At 56.4% G+C, this 24,499-nt stretch carries 16 protein-coding genes; 2 read left to right on the top strand and 14 right to left on the bottom strand.

What is annotated here, in order from left to right; genetic code table 11:
* The first annotated feature begins 4 nt into the window (after positions 1 to 4).
* Both I6J19_RS07565 and I6J19_RS07560 read left to right on the top strand, forming a co-directional pair.
* A complete protein-coding gene (locus I6J19_RS07565; RefSeq protein ID WP_070432167.1) occupies positions 5 to 6,358 on the top strand; it encodes a DEAD/DEAH box helicase in 6,354 nt (2,117 codons plus the stop codon).
* 23 nt (positions 6,359 to 6,381) lie between these two features.
* Positions 6,382 to 8,727, top strand: a complete 2,346-nt coding sequence (locus I6J19_RS07560) for a 3'-5' exonuclease (RefSeq protein WP_187402595.1) — start codon at positions 6,382 to 6,384, stop codon at positions 8,725 to 8,727.
* 476 nt (positions 8,728 to 9,203) lie between these two features.
* Here I6J19_RS07560 and I6J19_RS07555 read toward each other — a convergent pair whose 3' ends face one another.
* The 14 genes from I6J19_RS07555 to I6J19_RS07490 form a co-directional block, all read right to left on the bottom strand.
* Complete coding sequence (locus I6J19_RS07555; protein WP_158407478.1) at positions 9,204 to 11,081, bottom strand: AAA family ATPase; 1,878 nt, start codon at positions 11,079 to 11,081, stop codon at positions 9,204 to 9,206.
* A 38-nt stretch (positions 11,082 to 11,119) separates the two neighbouring features.
* On the bottom strand, positions 11,120 to 12,193 hold the full coding sequence (locus I6J19_RS07550; RefSeq protein WP_187402596.1) for a DNA cytosine methyltransferase: 1,074 nt from the start codon (positions 12,191 to 12,193) through the stop codon (positions 11,120 to 11,122).
* 15 nt (positions 12,194 to 12,208) lie between these two features.
* Positions 12,209 to 13,117: a copper transporter gene (locus tag I6J19_RS07545; RefSeq protein WP_038625599.1), complete on the bottom strand. Its 909-nt coding sequence runs from the start codon at positions 13,115 to 13,117 to the stop codon at positions 12,209 to 12,211.
* 90 nt (positions 13,118 to 13,207) lie between these two features.
* Positions 13,208 to 14,392: a putative cytokinetic ring protein SteA gene (gene steA, locus I6J19_RS07540; RefSeq protein ID WP_038625601.1), complete on the bottom strand. Its 1,185-nt coding sequence runs from the start codon at positions 14,390 to 14,392 to the stop codon at positions 13,208 to 13,210.
* Positions 14,393 to 14,417: 25 nt separating this feature from the next.
* Positions 14,418 to 16,157: a DNA repair protein RecN gene (gene recN / locus I6J19_RS07535; protein ID WP_038625603.1), complete on the bottom strand. Its 1,740-nt coding sequence runs from the start codon at positions 16,155 to 16,157 to the stop codon at positions 14,418 to 14,420.
* Positions 16,158 to 16,216: 59 nt separating this feature from the next.
* Positions 16,217 to 17,203 (bottom strand): NAD kinase, encoded by a 987-nt coding sequence (locus I6J19_RS07530; protein WP_141737495.1) that lies wholly within the window; start codon positions 17,201 to 17,203, stop codon positions 16,217 to 16,219.
* Entirely contained in the window at positions 17,196 to 18,035 is an 840-nt protein-coding gene (locus tag I6J19_RS07525) for a TlyA family RNA methyltransferase (protein ID WP_038629012.1), read from the bottom strand. Before I6J19_RS07525 ends, I6J19_RS07530 begins: the two co-directional genes overlap by 8 nt.
* 5 nt (positions 18,036 to 18,040) lie before the next feature.
* Positions 18,041 to 18,304, bottom strand: a complete 264-nt coding sequence (locus I6J19_RS07520; protein WP_049181197.1) for a hypothetical protein — start codon at positions 18,302 to 18,304, stop codon at positions 18,041 to 18,043.
* Positions 18,305 to 18,310: 6 nt separating this feature from the next.
* The gene (locus tag I6J19_RS07515; RefSeq protein WP_038629017.1) at positions 18,311 to 19,351 is read right to left on the bottom strand and encodes an HAD-IIA family hydrolase; all 1,041 of its coding nucleotides are present in this window, start codon (positions 19,349 to 19,351) and stop codon (positions 18,311 to 18,313) included.
* Between the two features lie 109 nt (positions 19,352 to 19,460).
* On the bottom strand, positions 19,461 to 20,657 hold the full coding sequence (locus I6J19_RS07510; protein ID WP_038625605.1) for a tetratricopeptide repeat protein: 1,197 nt from the start codon (positions 20,655 to 20,657) through the stop codon (positions 19,461 to 19,463).
* A 112-nt stretch (positions 20,658 to 20,769) separates the two neighbouring features.
* Positions 20,770 to 21,681: an RNase H family protein gene (locus I6J19_RS07505; RefSeq protein ID WP_038625607.1), complete on the bottom strand. Its 912-nt coding sequence runs from the start codon at positions 21,679 to 21,681 to the stop codon at positions 20,770 to 20,772.
* A gap of 44 nt (positions 21,682 to 21,725) precedes the next feature.
* The gene (locus I6J19_RS07500) at positions 21,726 to 22,484 is read right to left on the bottom strand and encodes an iron ABC transporter ATP-binding protein (protein ID WP_038625609.1); all 759 of its coding nucleotides are present in this window, start codon (positions 22,482 to 22,484) and stop codon (positions 21,726 to 21,728) included.
* Positions 22,481 to 23,497: an iron chelate uptake ABC transporter family permease subunit gene (locus tag I6J19_RS07495; RefSeq protein WP_038625611.1), complete on the bottom strand. Its 1,017-nt coding sequence runs from the start codon at positions 23,495 to 23,497 to the stop codon at positions 22,481 to 22,483. The genes I6J19_RS07500 and I6J19_RS07495 overlap by 4 nt, the downstream gene beginning before the upstream one ends.
* Before the next feature lie 19 nt (positions 23,498 to 23,516).
* A complete protein-coding gene (locus I6J19_RS07490) occupies positions 23,517 to 24,464 on the bottom strand; it encodes an ABC transporter permease (RefSeq protein ID WP_038625612.1) in 948 nt (315 codons plus the stop codon).
* Positions 24,465 to 24,499 lie beyond the last annotated feature (35 nt).

Here is a 24,499-nt window from a genome sequence, read left to right as displayed (position 1 = left end):
AGCCGTGTCCAGCCTTCTGCCTGCCTACGCTGCCGAGCATGTACTCGATGGGTTGAGTGAGTACTTGACCACGAGTTTTTCCCTCGCGGAACGAAATACTGCTGAAAATCTGGAGCGCTTCCTCAAAGACCCAGTCAATGGAATGTTCCATGGGCCCTACATTCGCACCCGTTTGCCGTATGCACCAGCAACGCAGTGGGAAGGACTACTGGAGTGGCTACCGGAGTGGTTCGTTCCGTACCGCCACCAGGCTGAAGCATTTAAGAGGTTGTCGTCGTTAAGCGATGGCATAGAGCGTCGCCCCGAACCAACCCTGGTAGTTACAGGTACTGGATCAGGTAAGACCGAGTCATTCCTGTACCCGATTCTGGATCATTGTCGGCGAGAACGACTACGCGGTCGTTCAGGCGGAGTAAAGGCGCTCATCCTCTACCCAATGAACGCACTGGCAAATGACCAGGCAGCACGATTGGCCTCGCTGATTTCTACCGAGCCTGAGTTAGCTGGGATTCGAGCAGGTATTTACACCGGCGAAAATCAGGGCGACCGGATGTCGGTAAGCGAGGCCGGTCTAATTACTGACCGCGAGACAATGCGGCAATCGCCACCAGATATTTTGCTGACCAACTATAAAATGCTGGATCAGCTATTGCTTCGTGATGCAGATGCCAGAATCTGGCAGAAGTCTGCCACCACACTTCAGTACGTGGCGCTCGACGAGTTCCACACCTATGACGGTGCTCAGGGGACAGACGTTGCACTTTTGCTGCGCAGGATGGGCTTGTGTCTAAAGAAGCATCAGCCCGAAGGTTTTCTTAACGAGGTTGAAGCGGCACGACCGTTAGGCAAGATTACACCCGTGGCAACCTCTGCCACGCTGGGTAGTGGGGAGAAATCCACCGAGGAAATCCTTCACTTTGCCCACACGATTTTTGGTGAAGAGCTTCCCTCGGATGCCATCGTTCGTGAAACCACACTGGATATTCCAAGCTGGCAAAATACAATCGCAGACTTTACTGGTGTGACCTCCACACCTACATCGATGCCTTCTCGCGATGTTGTAGTCGCCATCAATGATGAAATTGCCCACCAATCCGCCGAAGGCACCGCTGAGCACGATGCGATTGTGCATCGCGTGTTCTGCGAGCGCGTATTTAGATGCAATGAAGATGTCGATGTAGCAGTCGCGGCAGCGTCGGCAAGCGAGCTGGTAGTCAAAATACTGGAAAACACCTCCGCTCCAATTCAGCTAGGAAACGCTAATTCTTCAAGTGAGACTTTGGTAGAAGCTGTTCTCGATGCCGAAGTACATCGTCTACCCGACGGCGGTGCCGCCGAGTTTCTTTCCCATGCTTTAACTGAGATCGCGTACTTGCGTGCGAAGTTTGGTGAGCTTCACGGGTGGAACGGTAAGAAATTTCCTGGTGTAGAAACACATCTCTGGGTAAGAGAAGTCTCCCGCGTGGATCGGCGTGTGGGTCTGGGAGCAACCGACAGCCTGAACGATAATGACGCGATGTTCCGCTGGTCGGACAACGGTATCGAAAATTCCTACAACGAAAACTACTGGCTCCCCGCTTGCTACTGCCGCAACTGTGGTCGTTCGGGATGGATGACTGCCCTGGCCGCTGGCGGAGAATCTATTGAAGCCAATGGCAAAAAGATTCGTCAACAGTCGATTTACAATGGTTCCCTCATGCGTCCCCTGCTGGACGCCACGAGCGAAATTACGTCCGGGCACTACCGGATAGAAGATGAATCGGCGGGGGTTTTTTGGCTCAATGTCCGCGAAGAGCAGCTCTCAACTTCGGAACCAAGTGAAGAGGAAAAAGAACAGGGCGGTATCGTACCTGTACTCACTTATTCAGGCGAGACTGCAGAGGATTTAGCCAAGAAACAGACATGCCCGTCTTGCGGAGAAATCAATTCAATTCGCTACCTCGGTTCGTCAGTCGCAACCTTACTGTCGGTAGCAATTTCGAATCTGTTCGGCATGGGCGACCTGGATGATAGTGAGAAGAAGTCTCTTGTCTTTGTCGACTCTGTCCAGGATGCTGCGCACCGAGCTGGTTTTGTGCAATCCCGAGCTCGAACCTTTGCCATTCGAACCCGTACACGGCAAATGGTTGGCGATACCCCAATTACGCTCAGCGAACTGCCAAGCAAGTTGATTGACTCAACGGATCAGGATTCCTCCCCGAGCCGCGCCAAATTTGAACTGTTGCCACCTTGGGTCGCCGAAAATCAACGCTTCCGCGGATTCTGGGACCCACATGCAGGTAAAAAAGATCGAAAGCGCGCTACCGAGCTATTGCGCGATGTTCTCGAACTCGACTTGGCATTGGAATTTGGTGATCGCTCTGATCTGTCTCGATCTCTTGTATCAACCGGCGCTCTGAGTGTCGGCGTCGACGTATCGGATGCAGAGCTCGTCGAAGTTATCAGCGAACTGGGAATGCTCCGCGAAGATAGTCCTGCATCGCAAACGGAATCTCTTGGAGCACGGGACGTTGCTTGGGCTCGCGGCATATTGGAATACATGCGTCAAGCAGGTGGCATCGAGACTAAACTGCTTCAGAGTTACTTGAAGCATGATGGCAATGCATATCTGCTGAACCGCCGTGAAGCATCGGCTCGAGGAATCCCTAAGTTCCCACGTGGCGGCGCTCCTTCTTTCCCTCGCATCGGTAAAACCCTTCCAACTGAAAAAACAGATTTTTCGGTCAATCCACTTGCCAGTGCACGGGGCGCTTATGCGCGGTGGACCGCCTCTATGCTGAAGGTTTCAACCAACGATGCAGCCCATCTAGTAACTTCGCTGTTCAAGACTTTGGCTGACCAGGCAATTGTCAATGCCGTGACCACCGATAGCGGTGGAACAATTTATACGCTATCGCCTTCCCGTATCGTAATCTGCCCCGAAGAAAGGAGCGAGATTCTCGAGTGCTCAGTGTGCCAGCGTCGTCTTGCGGTCGATTCCCACGGACGTCAACTTCTTGACGGCGCACCGTGCATTTCCCTGGGATGTGAAGGGACGTTCGGTATCACCGAAAATCACGATAATTACTACCGTCGGCTCTACCATTCTCGAAACTCGCGAACCGTGGTGGCCAAGGAACACACTGGCCTTCTTGATTCTGCTGAGCGCGTCGCGCTGGAAAATGAATTCAAAAAGCCTGTAGATGAGCAAAACGCAGATGCTCCGAATATCCTCGTCGCTACCCCAACACTGGAAATGGGTATCGACATCGGCGACCTATCTACAGTGATGTTGGCTTCTTTGCCAGACACTGTTGCGTCGTACGTACAACGAGTTGGCCGCGCCGGGCGTCTCACTGGCAATTCCCTGGTGTTGGCCATGGTAGTCGGCCGCCAGAAAGCACTTGCTCGGCTGGCGAACCCAACCGAAACTATTGGTGGCGAGGTTCAACCGCCGGCAGCGTTTCTTTCCGCACGCGAGATTCTTCATCGTCAATTTGCAGGTTATTTGATTGATTCGATTGACTTCACTCAAACTGAAGTAACACCTCGCTTTGCGAATTCAGTATTCGGTATCGGCGGCAAGAACCTGGTTTCTGAACTGGTCAAGCGGCTCGAGGCAGGAGTTGAGGACCTAGTTGACGAATTTTCGTCCACGATTGAGGGGCTGACTCGCCAGAACGTTCTCGATGAACTTCGAGAATGGGTGCAGCAAGGCTTCGCCGATCAGCTGCGCAAGGCTGAAAAAGACTGGCGCGAGGCACGACAGGTACTTATCGGCCGCCGTAAAGTCCTCGAAGAGTTGCTTGACCAGCTTGAAAGAGAAGCTGAAACAGCTATGGCTGATGATGAAATCAGGTCGAAGCTACGGAAGACACGCGCCGCTTACAAGTTCACTCGCGCTCAACTGCAGAACTCTTTTGACTCCGAGCATTGGGTCTCCGCGCTAGAGCGGTTTGGTATCTTGCCAAACTTCACCTTGCTTGATGACTCTGTGGAATTCTCAGTCTCAATTTCCAGAACCGACGCAACGACGGGTGAATTTGAAACTGAGGCACGCGAATACTCGCGTGGCATTTCCTCTGCCTTATTCGAACTTGCGCCCGGCGCGACGTTCTATGCCCAAGGCATTGCAGCCACTGTGGACTCAGTAGATCTTGGACCACAGAATTCGGCCTTAGAAAAGTGGCGAATCTGCCCGTCTTGCTCCTATTCGGAGATTTATCCAGGAGCAGGAGAGGTACCAAATAAGGGGCCATGCCCACAGTGTGGTGAAGCAAAGTTCGGCGATATTTCACAAGTTAAGAGTGTCGTCGAGATGCGCAAGGTTTCTGCATCAGTGGACTACTCGCGTTCAGCTATTACCGACCGGTTCGAGGATCGCCGTCCAACACGGTTTGAGCGAGTCCTATCAATGGTGATTCCAGATGGAGCGGTTGGCGAAGGCTGGTACCTGGCTGACACGGGCTTCGGTATTCAGTACCTCCCCACAGTAGAACTGCGCTGGCTGAATCTAGGTAAACCTGCTGGCGGTGCCCGTCAATACCTTGCCGGCACTGAAGTTGAAGCACCAATGTTCCGGGTATGTCGCGAGTGCGGACACATCGATTCTGAAGCAGGCGCTAACCGCTGGCAGGATCACAAACCCTGGTGTTCTCTGCGACACGCTCGAGACGAAGACACCATCGATTTCGCTCTGGGCCGTCGTTTACAGACACAGGGCGTTCTCATGCACCTTCCCACCTCTGTATCAACGACAGACACTAACGCTATCCCGTCGCTAATTGCCTCGTTGAAGATGGGATTCAAGGAATATCTTGGTGGGAATCCTAATCATCTCGATGTCACTTCAGTATTCACTGCATCAAACGGCAGCGTCCGCCAGATGCTGCTGCTCCACGACTCTATTCCTGGCGGAACAGGTTATCTTTCGCAATTCACTGATTCTGCTGACATTCATCGCTTATTGGTTAAGGCGTATAACAAGCTCCGCAACTGCGAGTGTGGCAAAACGTCGCTAAAGGCCTGCCCGCATTGCTTGTTACCTTTCACACCGGCTCGTAATGTGGACGTCGTCTCACGGGAATCTGCCCTGGCGACCCTAATCAAAATCCTTCTCGATGACGCGCACCCAGAGGATCCTGACGCACACATTCCAGAAGACTCCTGGGACGGCCGTATCACAGAGAAGAAACCAGCTCAGTCCGAAAGGTCTGAGTTGGAAGCGATGTTCCTCGAGCAACTGCGCGCAGACTTGAAGTCTGCAGGTGCAGTGGTCAACGAATCGACCCGCGGACTTAACGCTCTGTGGACCATTCGGTTCCCCAACTCCAAACTCACGTGGAAAATGGAAGAGCAGAAGAAGCTCCCCGGTAACTTGGGTTCCATCACAACACCGGATTTTTACTTTGATGTAGATGGTGCAGATCTCGACCGGATTGCTGTTTACGTCGACGGTGTGCAATTCCACGCGAGTATCACTCACAACCGTGTGGCAGATGATATTGCTCGTCGTAACGCGCTCTACGCTGATGGCATCGTGCCGTGGTCTTTGACCATGAAGGACCTGAAAGCCCGCCAAGCCATAGTGAAAGGGAATACCCCCAACGCCCCTTCGTGGTTCGTTAATGATTTCCGTCAACCGATCAATGGGAAGCTAAACCTCGAGGACAGCTTGCACACCTTGCTGCTGGCAGACCCAATGACGCAGCTTCTGGCCATACTCCAAAACCCGAGAAAGCGGTGGGACATCCTTTCTAAAGCTGCTGGTTTGCACACGTTAGCGAAGGCATCGATGACCCCAGGTGCATTCGGGCCGCTGATTGAATGCGGCGCTAAGGGGACACAGCTCTTCCTCGATTTCCGTGTTGAGGACGGTACTCCAAATACAGAAACCTGGAATTGGTTCCTGAACTTGGCTAATTTGTTCTACCTCAACGCTTATGCGGCTGGCCGCAATGTCATTAACGTTGAAAATGTCTCTTCTAGTGCCACAACCACAACGCCGAGTGAGTCTGGCGTGACAGACGCGGTGCTCGAGACTTTCGGGGATGCCGAAGAGACAGATCACGACAAATCTGTAGTGGAAACAATAGCGGCGAACGGCATGTGGGCAGAGGCTATCGATGAATATCGGGATGATGAGTCCGAGGTAGTTGCAGCACTACAGCTTATGGTGGCCGCACATGTCATCGAGCCTTCAGACATCGGTGGAGAGATTAACGGCATTCCTACTGCGGTAAGTTGGCCAGATAAGCGTGTAGCCCTAGTTTTCCCCGGCGATGCACAGTCTTTTTCCGCCGCTGTTGCGGATGGCTGGACAATCATCGACTCCGACGGATTCACAACGTCTGCTATTCCTGAATCTCTTCTCTCGTAGCTAGTACAGAAAGGTCTCAATAAATGTCCGCCAACGTTTTCTTTGCAAGCGATTTCAAGACCATTAAGGGCTTCGAAAAGCAAACGATGCAGTTCATAGAGAAGCTGCGGGAGGATCCAGCAAACCCTTCTCTGAAAGTCAAGCCACTGAAGAACGCCGTGGATTCTCGCGTGCGGACGGCGAGAGTCACAGACCAGTACAGAGCTGTGCTGATTGAGCTCGAAGGATCCAAACAGCGTCATTTTCTTCTGATGAAGATTGACAACCACGATGAGGCCAACGATTATGCGGCCAGACTTCGTATTCGCAGTAATCCTGTCAATGGTGTTCTTGATTTTGTCGTCGAAGAAACCGAAGACAATGAAGCCGATGTCGCGGCCGAAATCGAATCACGTGCTCAGCAGCTAGCAGCAGAAAAGCTGGCGAAGCTCCAGGCAGAACAGGAGGCTGCAGCCGCCCACGATGAATCCGAAAGCTCGGAGGATAGTGAGGCGGAGGCACCTGCATCGCGAACGGAGACGCAACAGGGTGAGACAACGACCGTCGTTACGCCAGCCGTTCCCCCGCGTAAGACACTGATGGACGCGGGGATTGACCAAGAAGCGTTGGAGACTCAGCTTGGAATCTCCAAGGTTTCCATCGGTGCGACGTGGCGGGCCGAATCTGAGGATGACCTCGAATCTCTGCTGGCTAAGAGCGCTGATTGGGAGAAGGATGCCATCGTCGGCCTGATTGCGGGAATGACCATTGCTGAGGTCAAGGAAGACCTCGGTCTGGCCCCCGCCTCTCCCACCGACGAAGCCGAGCTCGGCGGTGACGAGATTGTTACTCAGCTCAAGGAAAAGGGACTTGTGTTTGAGGCTTCCGAAGAGGAGCTTCAGGAGATTTGGGAGAAGGGCTCCTTCCAAGAGTGGCGAGTATTCCTGCACCACTCCCAGCGAAAGGCAGCCTTTGGCGATCACAAGGGTTCCGCTCGCGTCGTGGGCGGCGCGGGTACTGGCAAGACGGTTGTGCTTGTTCACCGCGCGAAGTACCTGCTGGAGAAGTACCCCAACTCGAGCATCCTGCTGACTACGTTTACGCGAGGTCTCGCAAACCAGTTGAAGACCCTGATGAGCACGCTCGATCCGTCCTTCCCGGGAGCTTCCTCCCACGGTGCTCCGGGACTGTGGATTTCGGGTATCGACGCACTTGTCCGCCGGGTATTGGACAATGCCCAGACCACAGAACTTGAAGCAGCTATGGAATCTGCTTTGGGAATCCACGGTTCTTTCGTCCCTCGTCCCTTGGGCGATTACCAAGAGGATCAGATGTGGCAGGAAGCCGCTGAGCTCCACGGCGAAGGCATGCATCCCTCTAAGCTCCAGGCGGAATTCCTCCGCGGCGAGCTCGTCGATGTCATCCTCACCTCATCCATCAGCACCGAAAAGGAGTACCTGCGCGTTTCCCGTCAGGGACGCGGTACCTCGCTCAACCGCGCCGAACGCAAGAAGGTGTGGGCTATCTGCCGCTCGTTCCTGCGTTCCTGCGAGCTTGAAGAGCAGCTCCCCTTCCCCGCCCTCGCCGTCGTCGGTGCCGAAGCGCTCGAGCACCGCGGCGTCCCAATGTTCGAGCATGCGCTTATCGACGAAGCCCAGGACTTCCATGCAGGACATTGGCGTTTCCTTCGGGCTGCGGTAGCCAAGGGGGCAGATGACATCTTCATCGCAGAGGACTCTCACCAGCGAATCTATGGTCGCCGTATCATCTTGCGAAACTACGGCATTGAAACCCGCGGTGGTGCAACCAAACGACTCCGCGTCAACTACCGAACCACCGCGCAGAACCTCTCCTACGCAACCTCGATTCTGGAGGGTGCAGAATGGATCGACTCAGAAGCTGAAAACGATACGCTCGTCGGTTACCGGTCGCTTGCCAACGGCCCGGCACCGATCATCGCGCACGCAGCCAACAAGCATGAAGAGTTCGACATCATCGCCACTACGGTCAAACAGTGGCTCAACTCTAATTCCCCATCGATGCACGTAGGGATTCTTACCCGAACTAACCGACAGTCTGATGAGCTAAAGACCTTCCTCGGCGAGAGAGGCATCTCGGTCTCCGGAGATCGCTCCGGTGCTGTCACATTGAAGAACGAGGTATCGGTGATGACCATGCACAACGCAAAGGGCATGGAATTTACCAACGTCATTCTCGCGGATGTTTCCTCGGACAATATGCCCAAAATCTTCGGCTTCAATGCACTTGCGGAGTCTGAACAAAACGATGCACTTCAGCGTGAGCGGGCGCTACTCTACGTTGCGGCCTCGCGTGCTCGTGACCAGCTCGTCATCACGATGGTTGGTGCGCCTTCGGAGTTGTTGCCTTGAAGTGTCAACTGAAATGCAATTGTAAGTCCATAACACGCCTAAACTCCGCCTATAAGAACGATTTAGGCCCCCGCGACCACAACTGAGCGCTGGTGGACAATCCGTTCGGGTTCTAAACAAGGAAGAGCTGCCAAAAACGAACGAACTGATTCACTACGATTCGCCGAAGTGTTCAACCATATTCGCCGTTAACGAAACCCCATACGGCTTATTGCCCCAACTTAACCGGGCCGATAACTGGAGCCAAACTATAACGGAATGTGCCAGTGCATAATAGATAATGCGCACGCTTTTTCGCCACTGCCCTACTTATATTAGTCAACATAAGGAGGCTAATTTCCGAAGAAAAGAAAATGTTACCTTAAAAGGTGTCAGCACTATCCTGATACTAACGCACTTATCAACGGTACAATCGACTATAAAACGATTCGAAACTCATGAATCAAAAAAATCTAATATACACTTTTACTCCAGCTCTACAAGTTGAAGGCCTTTCGAATAATAGCGTACACATCTGTAAAAATGTCTAGATCATTGTCTGCAGTTTTGATTAAGTTTTGCTGAAACGAAAATATCTCGTCTGAACTCGGCTTAACTCCATCAGGCAATTGGTAGGAATCTCTAACATGCTCACGCCATGCTTCCTTCCAAAGAGAGCCATCATTAAGGCCCCCACCTCGTTCCGCAACATAGTTTGAAACCGGTTCCAGCGACGGGATACTGTCAGCAACTAACTGTTCAGGGACTCCACCAGGGAGAAACTGCAAATACTCCTTAGCCCAAAGTGCGCAAGCCCTCCGGCTATCTTCCAAAGTAGAATCATTACTGTTCTTAGGAATCGAAGGGCAACCAGGTCTAAAAATGTAATTTTTCCAAAACGCCTCCCAGGAGGCATCCGCTCCTAGCTCAGTCTTCAATTCCTTATCAAACGCCGCGAGATTGCGATCAGCAAAACCGGGCGGTCTACCATCTCCGTCAATCAAAATAAGGATGTTATCCACACCGGCTAAGGCGTGCGAGGCAGTATTATGATTAACTAGGTCATTCTCTCCACCCGGAAACACCACAACATCAATCGTCTCTAACATAATCCTATTCACTTTTCGAATCGCGGTTTCGACGATTAGCTGACTAAGCCGATCCTCTACCAGAACAGTGTAACCTGACTGCGCCCGCAAATCCCCTACCCTAAGGAACGCCTCATTTGGCGAACATTTATTCGCTACGAGGTGCACCTTACGATCTTCATTACTAAATGCAAGAACTTTAATAGCTTGCGGCGGAAGTTCAGCTACGAATGCAGGCGAGTGCGTAGCAATCGCCATTTGGTGCCCATACTTCAAACACTGCCGTACTAGAAAGTCCATCAAACGAGATTGAGCACCGGGATGCAACGAAGTTTCCGGCTCATCAAAAATAATTAATGAACCAGGCGGGGCTGACAGTACGCTATCTACAATTCGCGCAACGGCAAACTCACCAGCACCAGCATGCGCCTCAGAGAATGAACCAGATGAATCTTCGAGAATAAATCTTATTGTAAAACCACGGGTATAAAAGAACCTATGTTCAATGATAGCAATATCTGAAAGTGGCTTTCCAATGATTTTGCGGCACTCCTCGACGGCTTCAGCTTCAAAGTACCGAACGGGTTCATGCACTCTTCCAGCAAGAAATTTTGGCAGACGATCGCCACGCTCCATTGCCTCAGCCAAGTCTTCAGATTTTTGTACGATTTTATAGCGCTTATCAGTTCTCGAATTTACATCCCTACTTAAAGGCATATGATAAAGATATTTATCAAAAGCGCTAATTTCAGAACGAAAATCCATGTAGATTACATTTTTCTCAATCGGGTTCCAGCGATCTCTCTTTTTCGAAATATGCTCATCGAACCCTTTCCTTGGAAGAGCTCTCATTCCATCTTTTTGAACACGTTTTGTCGGCTCCCAATAGTCAGGGTCCTTTTTGCCTTCCAGTCGCTTAGGCAGAGCTTTTGTCTTCCTGTAATTTCTGCTTACACGAGCTTTCCTGCATTCTGCCTCTACACCAGAGTTATCGAATCGATATGTGTAGATGAATCGCTGAATCTCGTTGGAATTTGCTCCACGAAAATTTTCATTAATATCATCAACTGCAGTTGAAAACCAAAAGTCAGAAACACTCTTTCCAGCTGGCGCGCCGTACAGTGCTTGTAAAATCGAGCTCTTATTTGAACCGTTTGCCCCAACCAGCGCTGTAATTGGCCAGTCAAAATCAAGTTCTAAGCCTTTTGCTAACGTCTTATAACATGGAAATCTCATCGACGTAATAAAATTATTGAACTTTTTCCAGTTCGTGAATGCGTTAGTCAACTTCAGAACATTATCTACACTCATTATAAACTCCCAGACTAAAACTGTTCTAGAATGGTATCTGCGATAGCCGAAGCTAAATCCACTGGTACCGCATTACCGATTTGCTTTGCAATTGCGGTTTTCGATCCACACCACAGGTAACTGTCGCTGAAGCCTTGAAGCCTCGCAGCTTCGTGGTGCGTGATTGGCCGATCAGCTACGGGATGCAAGTACCGTCCTTTTTCTGGCTTAAAGAACTCAGTCCGGATCGTCACCGATGGCCTATCATAAAACAACCGTCCCATTACATCAGAGGAGCCTGAATTATGACTCTTCCAACACTTTGGTAGATACTCCTCTGGGATTGAAAACCTATTTCCGCCAGGGCCGATATAGCTTATTCGGCGTTTGGTAAGTTCAGTTAAGTTTCTCGTTAGATGTAGTTCTTCCGATTTGAATGGCCCCGGTATCTTTTTATTCCCTTTCCAAAACCGACCTGAAGGCAACTCCCTTCTGTCTACTTGAACCTGGATACCGGCAGTCGATTCCCTAAATGTCTTATATCTCGATATCTTTGCATCCTTCAGGCGTTCCGTATTCGGCTTCTTCACATCTTTTCTCCAACCGATTACTATCGCCCTTTTTCGACTTTGTGCCACTCCAAAATTAGCAGCATCCAAAATCATTGAATCGAAAGCATAATCCCTTAATAACCCTTCTGCGTTCAATACATATACAAATTCTTGGTATTGACTACTTTTCAGAAAAGACGCCACATTCTCGAGCACAAAGTACTTAGGTTTTGTTATGTGAATAAATTCTACATATTTTTCCCATAGGCTGTTTCGCGGATCATCTGCTTTACGCTTTCCTAATGTCGAAAAGCCCTGACATGGAGGCCCTCCAACCACAATGTCTGCTTCGATATGTCGTTTTTCTTCGAGCCAGCTTTCAATCTTCCCATTATAAACATTGGCATTAGGATGGTTAGCTTTAAAAGTGGCTGCCGCGGCTACATCAGATTCAATTGCCAGTAAGACATCGATGTCCTTCTGGCTTCTTAAGAATCCGGCTGAAAATCCACCCGCTCCTGAAAAAATATCTATAAGTGTAATTCTTCTTTTATTCAATCTATTCTTCTCTTTTTACTGTTTTATCCATCTGACAACGCCTACCTGCCCTGCCGCATCAGACACAGCGTCCACACGCTTCACGGCGGGGTCGGCGCCCCAGCGGTCATCAGGCAGAGCACTGACGCCTTCACGGCCGAAGCCATCAGTCCCCACCACCACGTGACCAGCAGCATCGTCACCAGCACCAAAGCCCTCAGCAAGAGCCACAGCCAGATCCGCAACCAGGCCAGCACCGAACTCCGGGTCCTCGCCTTTATCAATCGCAGCCTTTGACACAGTGCCGTGATTACCAACAATCACAATGCCAGCAGCCGGGCGCAGAGTCCCCTCCTCATACTCAACAAAGCCGCCGCCCTTCAACGCCTCCAGCAGTAGCTTTCGGTCCGCAGCGGAAGCCCGCTCTCCCCCATCCTTATCCAGTTCCGACACAGGAGCCAGCGCCTGGCCAGCCTGGCGGCCCGGCTCGCGGCGCTCCGGGTCCAGCTGCACATCAGCTGGCAGTGAGGTAGCGACCGTGTCCTTCAGCTCATCCGCGCCAGCGGCAGAGAGGAACTTATCGGCTAGCTTCAGCACGCCCGCATCCGGGGCACCAGCAGCGCGCAGGGTCTCGGAAACCCCTGCCAGCTGCTCATCGGTGGCATCGGGAGTCGCGATAACAAGGACGGGTACGTCCTTCAAAGAGTCCTTGACAATCTCCCCGACGATGGGCTCGATGATGCGGTTGGCTTCATCGGCACGCGCTTGCTGCGCATCGGCACGAGCGACAGCGGCATCGCGCTCAGAGGCGGCACCAGTGCCGAAATCAATGCCAGCACCAGCAGGGTTCAGCACGTAGGCACCCAGTGCAGCACCTGCCGCCACACCGAGGGCAGCACCTGTCACACCGGCTGTAAACTTCCCGCTCCTGCGCTTCTTCCCCATCGCCCGTCCCTCATTCCTTTCGCCGGCGCCTCAATCAGCTCTGACAGCTGAAAACTTCAGGCGCTCACAATGCTCAAGATACCGCTAAAACTACTTAAACAGCCCCTGGAACCACAGTGCGATGGAGTTCCAGGTATCAATCAGATTCTCGCTGACAGAACCATCACCGGAGGTACCAGCGATAGCGAAGATCACCGCAACGGCAACAAAGATAGCCAGGATTGCCCAGGCCACACCGAAACCGCGGCTATTGACCTGGTAGAGGTCGGCGACCATGCGACCGTCGACAAGCTTCTCCCCGACCTTCAACCGCGACAGCAGCGCCGACGGCACACCCCGTTGATCCTCGTCGTGGTAAATGCTGTCGATGTTCTGCGGCGCACCGACGGAGACGACCATGTCGGCCTCGTGATGCGCGGCGAAGACCAGCGCCAGGTCAGTAGCGGAATCGGACAGCGCCGGGAAGGTCATGGCGCCAATGCCGAGGTCCTGAATGCGCTCGAGGCCCACCGCGTGACCGTCCGGATCAGCGGGCAGAATCACGCATCCGGCAGACCGCAGCGCCTCAGAGTTGATGTTCTCCGGATCGCCAATGATGTAGTCCGGTTCGTACTTCAGGTCGAAGAGCGTGTCGGCGCCTGCATCGACGCCGATGAGCAGCGGCTCGTACTCGCGGATGAAGTTCTTCAGATCTTCCAGCGTCTTGCGGTGTCCCTCGCCAGGGCTGACCACAACGACCTTGCGGCCACGCAGCGGCTCTGTCTCGTCCGGAATGCCCAGGCCGTCGATGTAGAGCGGGGATTCGGTCTTGGCGAACTCCACCAAGTTGCCAGAGAGCGCCTCCAGGCGGTCGACCATACTGGTGCGACCCTCGTCGAAGGCGCGCTCCAGCTCATCCTGGTCGACCTCGTCGCCCTGTCCAATTAGGCGGTCACCGTGGTAGAGCTTGCCGTCGTGAAGCCTTGCGTTTTTACCGTCCTTGAGCTTGGCAAAGACCTCGTCGCCGACGTTCTGCACCATCTCGATGTCGGCGTCGCGCATCATCTGCGGGCCGTAATTCGGCACAAAACCCGTGGTAAACGCGCCAGTGTTCACCACTGCGGCGACCTTGGCATCAATCAACTGCTGTGCCAGTGGACGCGAGATATCCGGTGCATCGATCACCACGATGTCGCCTTCGCCCATACGCTTCAGCGCACGATCCAGGCGGGAACCATCCCGCACGGTCCCCGAAATGCCAGGAAGATCTTTTTCGTTCCGAGAGAACAGACTCATGGCACTTAGTCAAACATAAGTGCAGCTACTTGGCCGCGAAGGCGCGCCGAGCTTGATCCAGAAGATCTTGCGCGTGCGCCCGTCCGGAGTCCGAATCGTCCAAGCCCGCCATCATCCGCGCGAGCTCGTCAATCCGCTCCTCATCGCCCAGGCTCGTCACCTTCGACGACACCGCACCTGAACGGGCATCCTTACTGACCACCAAGTGGGTATCCGCAAACGCCGCCACCTGAGGCAAGTGCGTGACGACGATCACCTGGTTATTCACCGCCAACTGCTTCAGGCGCTTGCCAATCTCCACAGCCGCGCGCCCACCAACACCGGCATCGACTTCATCGAAAACCATCGTGTGTCCGGCCTGTCCTTCGGCGAGGACAACTTCCAATGCCAGCATGATGCGGGATAGCTCGCCTCCGGATGCGGATGAGGCCAGCGGGCGCGGTTCGGCACCTTCGTGGGCACGGAGCTTGAACTCGATGTTGTCCACGCCAGCGGGGCCAAAGGTGTCGGCCTTGGTGATCTCCACCACCAGCGAGGTATGTGGCATGGCCAGGCCCTTGAGTTCCTTGGTCACGGACTGTTCCAGGTGCTTCGCAGCCTTTGCGCGGGCCTTGGAGAGCTTCCGCGCGGTGTTACCGAGCTTCTTCTCTGCGGCCTTGATCTCTGCGGTGAGCTTGTCCAGGGCTTCGCCGGAAACATCCAGCGTGGCGAGCTTGCGCTCCGCCTTATCCCGCCAGGCCAACACGCCCGCGATGTCCGGGGCGTACTTACGGGTGAGATTCTTGATCTCCACCTGGCGCTGCATGAGCTTATCCAGGGACTCGGTTTCCTCCGGCAGACCAGAGAGAAACGCGCCGAGACCAGCGGAAATCTCGGAGAGCTGGCTGGTCAGCTCATTGAGCTGGTTGGAAAACTCGGTGAGCTCGTCATCATTGGAGCCGGCGAGCTCGTTTGCGGCGGCACCGAGCAGTTCGGCAGCACCGGAGTCCTCGGTGGCGGCATCCATACCGGTCGTGCTCACGGCGGCGGCGCCATCGATGGCGGCAAGCGCCACGGCTGCAGCGTCGCGGAGACCGTCCAGGTCCTGCATGCGCCGGATCTGGGAGGCCAGGTCCTGATCCTCATCTGGTTCGGGCGAGACTGCGTCGATTTCTTCGATGGCGAAGCTGAGCTGGTCAGCACGCATGGCCAACTCGCGTCGCTTAGAGGTCTTCTCTTCCAGCTCTTTGACCATGGTGCGCCAGTGTGCGCGTTGCTGACGGTAGGTTTCCAGCGTCGGCACGATGGTCTCGGCATCCATGCGGTCGATCGCCGCACGCTGCTCATCAGCGCTTTGCAAGCGCAGCTGATCATTCTGGCCATGAATCGCGATCAGGCGCGTGGAGACATCCGCCAATGCCGCAGCCGACGCACTGCGGCCGCCAACCCACGCACGGGAGCGGCCTTTCGCGGAGACCTGACGGGCAAGCAGGTACTCGTCATTCTCATCGCGCTCGCCGCCGAGCTCAGAGACCACAGCATCGATGGTGGCTGACTCTTCCTCCGAGAGGTGCTCGGTGGAAACGCGACCTTCCACCAGAGCCTTGTCGGCGCCGGTGCGCACGCGGCCGGCGTCGGCACGCGCGCCACAGAGCAACTTGAGGCTGGTGACCACCATGGTCTTACCCGCACCGGTTTCACCTGTGAGTACGGTCAGGCCTGGGCTGAATTCAAGCGTCGCATCGGGGATAACGCCGAGGTCGCGGATGGAAATCTCAGTCAGCATGGCGCCTGCAATCAGTCCTTCCCTTGGAATGTGGGGTCTTGTCTGCCGTGGGTAAAAGGCTATTGGGCTTCGGCGGGGCCGCGCCACCCGGACGTCGGCAAGCGGAACTTGTGCACCAGACGATCGGCGAACGGCTGATCATCCAGACGCACCCAGCGCACCGGTTGCGCGCCGCGCTCGATTTCGATACGGCTGCCCGGCGGCATGGTGATGTTGCGGAAGCCGTCGAGCACCGCGACTGCCTCGGCGGTGTCGTGGTTGGTCTCAATGGCGATGGTCGAGTGCGGGGAGATCACCAGCGGGCGGGAGAACAGCGCGTGGGCATTATTGGGCACGACCAGCATGGCATCGAGCTCCGGCCAGAGCACCGGACCACCTGCGGAAAAGGCGTACGCGGTGGAGCCTGTCGGCGTGGAAATCAGCACGCCATCGCAGCCGTAGGAACTCACCGGGCGGCGATCGACCTCTAGGATGACGTCCAGCACGCCACGGCGGTTGACGTTTTCGATGCTGACTTCGTTCAGCGCCCAGCCGGAGCCAATTACGCGGCCGGTGGTGTCACGGACGGTGGCGCGGATGGTCATGCGATCTTCGATACGCCAGGAACGCTTGATAACGCGGTTGATCGCCTCCGTCATGGACTCCTGCTCCCACTCGGCGAGGAAGCCCACGTGTCCCATGTTGATACCGAGCACCGGCAGGTCAGCCGAATGCGCGATATCTGCGGCACGCAGGAAGGTACCGTCGCCACCCAGGACGAGGACGAGTTCGCATCCCGACGCTGCTTGCGGCGAGTGCCAGTAGCGCGGGTACTTACCGAGCGTTGGGTGCGCGGCCAACGCCTCCGGGTTCTTACCGGCCAGCACGCGGATATCGATACCCGCGGCCTCAAGCAGCTCGGCCGCCTCGGCGGCCATTTCCAGGTTGGCGCTGCGGCCAGTGTGCGGGACCAGCAGGATCTCGCGCTTGCCGGCGCTGGTCTTGGGCTTGCTTTCCCGTGAGTGAGTCTTCGCGCTAGTCGGTGAGCCGGTCGGTGAGCTAGTCATTGTGCGGCCCCTCCTCAACGGCCTTAGCGATGGCCGCAGCCATAGCCTCATCACCAATATCGCTGGCGCCACCGTCTTTCACCAGCCATAGGAAGAACTCCACGTTGCCGCTCGGACCCGGAAGCGGGCTGGCCACAGCTGCGCGGAAGGACAGCCCCAGAGTGCGGGCGTACTCGGCGACTTCTTGGACAACTTCCTGACGCAGCGCATCGCTGCGCACAACACCACCGGAGCCAAGGCGCTCCTTGCCTACCTCGAACTGTGGTTTGACCATCGGCAGCAGGTCAGCGCCCTCGTCCAGGCAGGATACAATCGCTGGCAGGACCAGCTTCAGAGAGATAAACGACAGGTCGCCGACCATGACATCGGCCGTGCCGCCGAGGATCTCCGGGGTCAGCGTGCGGACATTAGTTCGGTCGAGCACAACCACCCGTGGGTCATCCTGCAGGCGCCAAATCAGCTGACCGTAGCCGACATCGACGGCGTAGACGGTATTAACATCGCGGCGCAGACACACATCGGTAAAACCGCCTGTCGAGGCACCGGCATCCAGCACTTTCCGGCCCTTCAAGTCCAGGCCCTGCGGCTCGAACGCTTCCAGTGCTCCGAGCAGCTTGTGAGCCCCGCGCGACGCCCAGTTCTCGTCTTCTTCCAGGCCACTGACGCGAATGGACACGTCCCCTGTCACCGCAGTCGCGGGCTTGGAGGCGACAAAACCACCGACCTCGACTCGACCGGCCTTAATCATGTCCACTGCCGCCTCACGGGAGCGAGCAATCTTCCTTCGCACCAGCTCCGCATCGAGCCTGCGCTTAGGAGCTTTCTTTGCCACCGCGTTCACTTTCCTTCCCTGCGTGACGAGCCCAGGGCCTCATACAAAATCTCATGCGCCCGTTCGAACTGTGCGACTCTCTCCTGCGGAGTCGGCGCTGGTGCGGATAGTGCAGCCGCAACCTGCTCCCGGACGTCCTCCGGGGTTACCTCGCGCGCACCGGGCATTGCCGCCGGGCTGGGTGCAGCAGAGGGACCCGGTTTCGGCCCCGGCACGGGACCAGACTCCTGCCCCGGCCCCTGCCCAGGCTTCGGTGCGATCTCGCTCATCAGCTATCACTTCCGCCAGGCAGCCAGCGCCGCCTCAGCAGCCGGGCCCTCTGCGCGGACCTGCGTGACCTCGACTGCGCCAGCACGACCAGCCTCAGAGTTCCACACCACATCCGCGACCGTCAGCAGCGCCGCCACCGCGGCCTCCGCCGGGTTCGCCAACCGAGGATCCTCCGTGTCACCGCCAGAAAGAACGATGACACCGGCCTCCGCATCGTCGTAACGCGCGGTGAAACCAGCCTGCGGAGCCGGACGTGCCTGATCCAGCTCACGATTCAGCGCGGTCATGTCAGCACCGATGAGCGTCGGACGGTGCTCGGGCGGCGCTGCGACGACATCCATATGCGTGGAAACGCCCGTGACCACCATAAACGTGTCCACCTTGGCAGCGTTTCCGCCCGCGATGTCGGTATCCAGGCGGTCCCCAATCGCCAGCGGATTCTTTGCGCCCACACGCTCCGCCGCCTTAATGAACATCGGCGGCTTCGGCTTACCGGCCGACAGTGGCGCCACGCCCGTCGTCGTCGAAATCGCCGCAGCCACCGAACCATTGCCGACCAGGAAACCGCGCTCCGACGGCAGCGTCGTATCCAAATTCGACACCAGGTAGCGCGCACCCCGCGACACCGCCAGCGCCGCCTCCGACATCTGCTTCCACGTCATCTCACGGTTGAGCCCCTGGAAAACCGCCGCAGGGTTGTCATCAGCGGAATCCACCACGGTGTACCCCGCCTCACGAGCCAACTGCTTAAACGACTCCGCACCCAACACAAAGACGTTCGAGCCCGGATCAATGACCTCCGCCGCCATCTCGATGGCCGCCTGCGCTGACGTCATCACATCGTCCGCGTGAACGTCATAGCCCAGCCCATTGAGCTGATCCGCCACCGTCTGTGGCGCACGGGAGGCGTTGTTCGTAATAAACACCATCGGCAGCGCCGCCTCGGTCAGCCCCTCCAGCGCGTTCGGAATCGCCGCGCCGCCCTCGTAAATCGTGCCATCCAGATCAAGCAGAGCGGCATCATAGGAAGAAGCGACAGAAGCCATGAGGTGCATTTCTCCTTTTACGAAATAGGAACGCTTTACGACGAATTGTAGATGCGCGGCCGGATTGCGTCAGCGGTGGCTGGTTGTGCGAGCCGGGCAGCTGGGCTGTTTACTTGCTCAGCTCTTCGATGCGCTCGCGAGCATCGAGCATCTGGTCGACATCAATCTTGGCGCAGCGGGTAAACCACACCTTGGCATCGTCTTTACGGCCGGCCTCCACCAGCGCATCAGCGTAGGCGTAGAACAGGCGAGCTGCTTCGAAGTCCTCACGGTCCGGGTTCAAATCCTGGGTCTCCAGCTCAACCAGAGCCTCATCAATCTGGCCCATATCGCGGCGGGCACCTGCGGCGACGATAGCCAGCTCAGTCTTGGACTCGTTGTCCAGCTGCTTGGCTTCCTCGGAGCGAGCCAGCTCGATGGCCTTCTCCGGGCGGCCGAGGCCGCGCTCACAGTCCGCCATCACCGCGAGCATGCCCGGACCACCGGAGATGCGACGAGCAGCACGCAGCTCCGCCAGGGCTTCCTTCCACTCAACTGCGTGGTAAGCGGCAACACCAGCGGTCTCACGAACGACACCGACGCGGCCTGCGCGGTCCTTCGCTGCGCGGGCGTGCTCCAGGGCACGCTGCGGGTCTTCAGCCATCAGGATTGCAGCCATAATCATATGACGAGCGACCTTGTCGGCGTTGTCCTTAGCTAGGCTCTTCAAATCCTGGCGCACGCTCGGGTCGAGCTCGTCTGCACGAATGTCATCTGGCAGCTTCGGCTCGTTCTTGCGGGCCTCAATGCGCTCCTCGCGGAAACCTGGGCGCTGCGGGCCGGTGCGGTGCGTACGCTTCTCATCCTGGAAGCGACCACCACGGTTGGAGCGACGTGGCTTACCACCACGACGGTCGAAGTTGCGGTCTCCCTGGCCACCGCGTCCGCCCGGGCCGCGACGATCATTGCGGTCGCCCCGGTCGTTGCGGTTGTAACCGCGCTCGCCGCGCTCATTACGATCATCGCGATTGTTGCGGTTGTAACCACGACCGCCACGACCACCGCGTTCATTGCGGTCACCGCGGTTAAAGTCACGATCGTCGCGATCATCACGACGGAAGCCCCGCGAACCACGGGAATCGCGGTTGCCGCCATGACCACCGTGACCACCACGGCCACGACCACCTGGGCCACCGCCCTGTCCACGACGATCGTTGCGGTTGCGCCCGTTAAAGCCGCCCTCGCCACGACCATGGGAACGGTTAGACCCGCGGTTTCCGCGATTTCCTCGGCCTTCGCCGGAACGAGGACCTACGTGCTCAGCCATGAAGTCGGAGCTCCTTATATGTAATGAGTAAAAGAATTTATGTGTTTTCAGGCTACCAGTAACCCCGGATTGCCTGGTGGTCTACCTAAAAGACCAAACTTTCATACTACTGCTAAGACCTACCCACATTCCAGCCCAGCAAACGCGCGGAACCTGTGGCCTTCCCCACTGCCTGGGACAAATCCCAGACAGCCAAGCCAATCCAGCCGTCGGTAGTGAACTGCGCGGTAGCGGTGGTTCCCTCGACGCGGAGCTCATGCTCGGCATCCGAAAGCCCGTCTGGCACGGCGAGGTTGGCGCCCAGGGCGTCGTTAAGCAATGCCTTGAGGGCGCGAGCATTGCCCTGTTCAGCGCGATGTGCGGCGCGGCGGAAAACGGTGAGCGCTTCCTTGGCGGCGTCCTCGGGCATCACGGTGGTGTCGGCAGCGAGGTCAAAGAGACCCTCCTGCTCGAAGGTTGCGGTCTTGGGTTGTTTGGGCTCGGAGATAGGCGCGGCGGGCGTGGTTTTTGTCGGCACTGCATTCGCCTGTGCTGCATTCGTCTGCCCGCGACTCCCCGCGCCGGCGAAACCTGGCCCCTCGGGCACTGCGGTGCCCTTCTGATACGCAGTGGCGGCCGCGCGGGCGCGCTGATCAGCGGCCTCGTTCATGTCGTGGCCGGAGTGTCCCTTAACCCACTCGAGGTGGATATTGCGGCCGACGAGCAGCTGGTCGATGTCCTGCAAGATATCGACGTTGAGGACGGGCTTGCCGTCGCGCTTCTTCCATCCCTTGCGCTTCCACCCCGGCATCCACTTGGTAACGGAGTTAATCACGTACTGCGAATCACACAGTACGAAAAGAGGTTCGTCGGGGATGTGCGCGGTAGCGCGGAGCAGCTCGGCAAGAGCAGTGAGCTCCCCGCGGTTGTTGGTTCCCTCTCTCCATCCGCCGGCGGCCCAGCAGCTGTCGTCGATATACCAGCACCACCCGGCAGGTCCGGGGTTGTGCAAGGCGGAACCGTCAACGGCAGCAGTAATAGTCATGAGGCTAGATTGTATCGGCTGCGTGGGGCCGGCTCGGAATTGGCTTAAGAGCCGTAACAGGCGACCGGGCCGTGCGGGCCCTCGACGATGTCAATGTGAGTGTTGAAGATTGGGCTCAGAACCTCCGAACGCATCAGCTCTGAGGTTGGGCCGTGCTCAACAATCTGGCCATCCTTGACCGCACAGATGTAATCGGCGTAGCGAGCCGCGAAATTGATGTCATGCAACACCACCACCATCGTGCGACCCAACTCGCGCACTGCAGTGCGCAGGTGCGACATGATGTCGACCGAATGAGAAATGTCCAGGTTGTTCAACGGCTCGTCGAGAAGCACGTAATCCGTCTCCTGACAGAGCACCATTGCGACATACGCGCGCTGACGCTGACCGCCCGAGAGTTCATCCAGGTAGCGGCCCTGGAGCGCCTCAAGGTTGAGGAACTCGATGTACTGAGAGATGATGCGCTCATCCTCGGCGGTCAGGCGCCCCTGGCTGTACGGGAAGCGGCCGAAGCTGACTAGCTGGCGCACGGTGAGACGGGTGACGAAGTGATTGTCCTGACGCAGAATCGACAGCACCTTCGCCAGATCCTTCGACTTGGTCTTGCCCACGTTGTACGGGCCGACGTTGATGTCGCCGGAATCGACGGCCAGAAGGCGGCCAATCATAGTCAAGAGCGTGGACTTGCCCGCACCGTTCGGTCCGATCAGCGCCGTGATGGAGTTGGTCGGAATTTCCAGGTCAACGGGGCCAATTGACACCTCGCTGGTATAGCTCTTGCTTACACTGTCGAGGAGAATCATAGCCGTCCCTTCTTCAAAACGACGTAGAGGAAGATCGAACCGCCAACCAGCTCGATAATGATGGACACCACGCCCTGAGCATAGAAAACGTGATTGAGAATGAAATACGCACCGGCCAACGTGACGTAGCCGATCAGCCCCGCCATCGGCAGTACAAAGCGATGGTCATAGGTATCCGCAGCCTGGTACGCAATGGTCGCGACCAGGAAGCCGAGGAATGTCATCGGGCCGACCATAGCCGTCGATACTGCCATTAGCACCGACACCGCAACCAGCACGGTGATGGACCGAACCTGGTAATTCACGCCCAGATTCGTCGCAACCTCACGGCCTAGCGACATGACATTCAGCGCCCGCGAATGCAGCGCGATTACAACGATTGCCGCTATCACTAGCGGAATTGCCACTGGGAAAAACTCCGGATCAGCGTTGTTGACCGAGCCGAACAACCGCGCCGTCAGCAGGTCAAAGTCCGAAGGCGTCAGCATGCGCTGCATGAACGTCGATACCGAGGCCATCCCGCCACCGATGACAATGCCCACAAGCAGCATGCTGTGCATATCCGCGCTCTTCCCAGTCAGCAGCCACGCGTACAGCACCAGCGACAGCCCCACCATCAGCGTAAGCTGCAGGACAAACGCCCCAACCGAGCCGGCATTCATCAGACCCGTCGCGCCGAGGAAGTAGACCGCGGCGGTACTGATAGCCACGTACAGCGCTTCAAATCCCATAATCGACGGCGTAATAATTCGGTTATTCGCAATCGACTGGAACGCAACCGTCGCAATTGCATGACAGCAGGCAACCACAATCATGGCAATCACGGCATCAAGACGACGACGCGCAATCAGCCAAAAGCCCTCCGTGCCGAACGGCAACGGGTTGTCCCATGTGAGCAGACCCGCGGTAAACAACGTCGCCAAGCCCACCAGCACAGCAATGATAATCCAGTACCTGCGCGCCGCGGCGCCCGTGCTAAACGACGTCGTTTGCGGCCCAACCTGGTTGGCCATCGTGTGAGTTGAACTGAGATTAAGCACGACGCCGCTCCACAATCAGATAGACGAAAATGGCAGCACCCAGGATGCCGAGAATCACCGATACCGGAATCTCGAAGGGGGCGATAATGACGCGGCCAATTATGTCCGCGATCGTCACGATGGCAATGCCCACCAGGCACACCCATGGCAAATTGGAACGCAGGTCATCACCACGAAACATGGAGACGATGTTCGGGACGACGAGGCCCAGGAAGGGTAAATTGCCCACCACGACTGTGACCAGGCCTGTTGCAATCGCGATTAGTCCCGTACCCAGGAACACGATTCGCTTGTAGTTCAGTCCAACGTTGGTCGCGATATCCTCACCAAGGCCTGCTACCGTCAGCCGATCGCTGAATACGAAGACGATTGCGACCACAATGACGACCAGCCACAGGAATTCGTACTGCCCTTTATAAATATCAGTGAAGGAGCCTGCAAACCACACGCCCAGCGACTGCAGCATGTCTGTCTGCAACGCAAAGAAAGTCGAAATCGAACTGACTACCGCGCCCAGCATGATACCCACGATGGGTACGACCAGGCTCGACTTCAACGTCACTCGGCGCAAGAACAGGAAGAACACTGCCGTGCCGATGAAAGCGAAGATAATCGCGCCGCTCATCCGGCCGAGCAACGACGCTGAGGGGAAGAAATACATCACGAAGATCAGGCCAAGCCCAGCCCATTCCGTGGTTCCCGTCGTGGTGGGTTCGACGAACTTGTTGTGTGTAAGCAGCTGCATGACCAGGCCGCACATCGCCATCGCGGCACCCGAGAGCACTAGCGCAATGGTGCGCGGAATACGCGTGGTAGCGAACATCTGCCAGCCGTCGTCGGCGCCCAGGATGTCGTATTGGCCTACAAACAGCGACATAGCCACCAGGACTGCCACAACGGCAATCCCAATGGCTAATCGGGGTTCCAGTAACTTCTGCATAGAGTTGGTGAGGTACTCCTGTGACTGGCCAGAGA

Origin of the sequence: Corynebacterium amycolatum, from assembly GCF_016889425.1 — a bacterium.
GTDB classification, from domain to species: domain Bacteria; phylum Actinomycetota; class Actinomycetes; order Mycobacteriales; family Mycobacteriaceae; genus Corynebacterium; species Corynebacterium amycolatum.
This window is presented reverse-complemented; position numbering and strand designations above follow the sequence as displayed.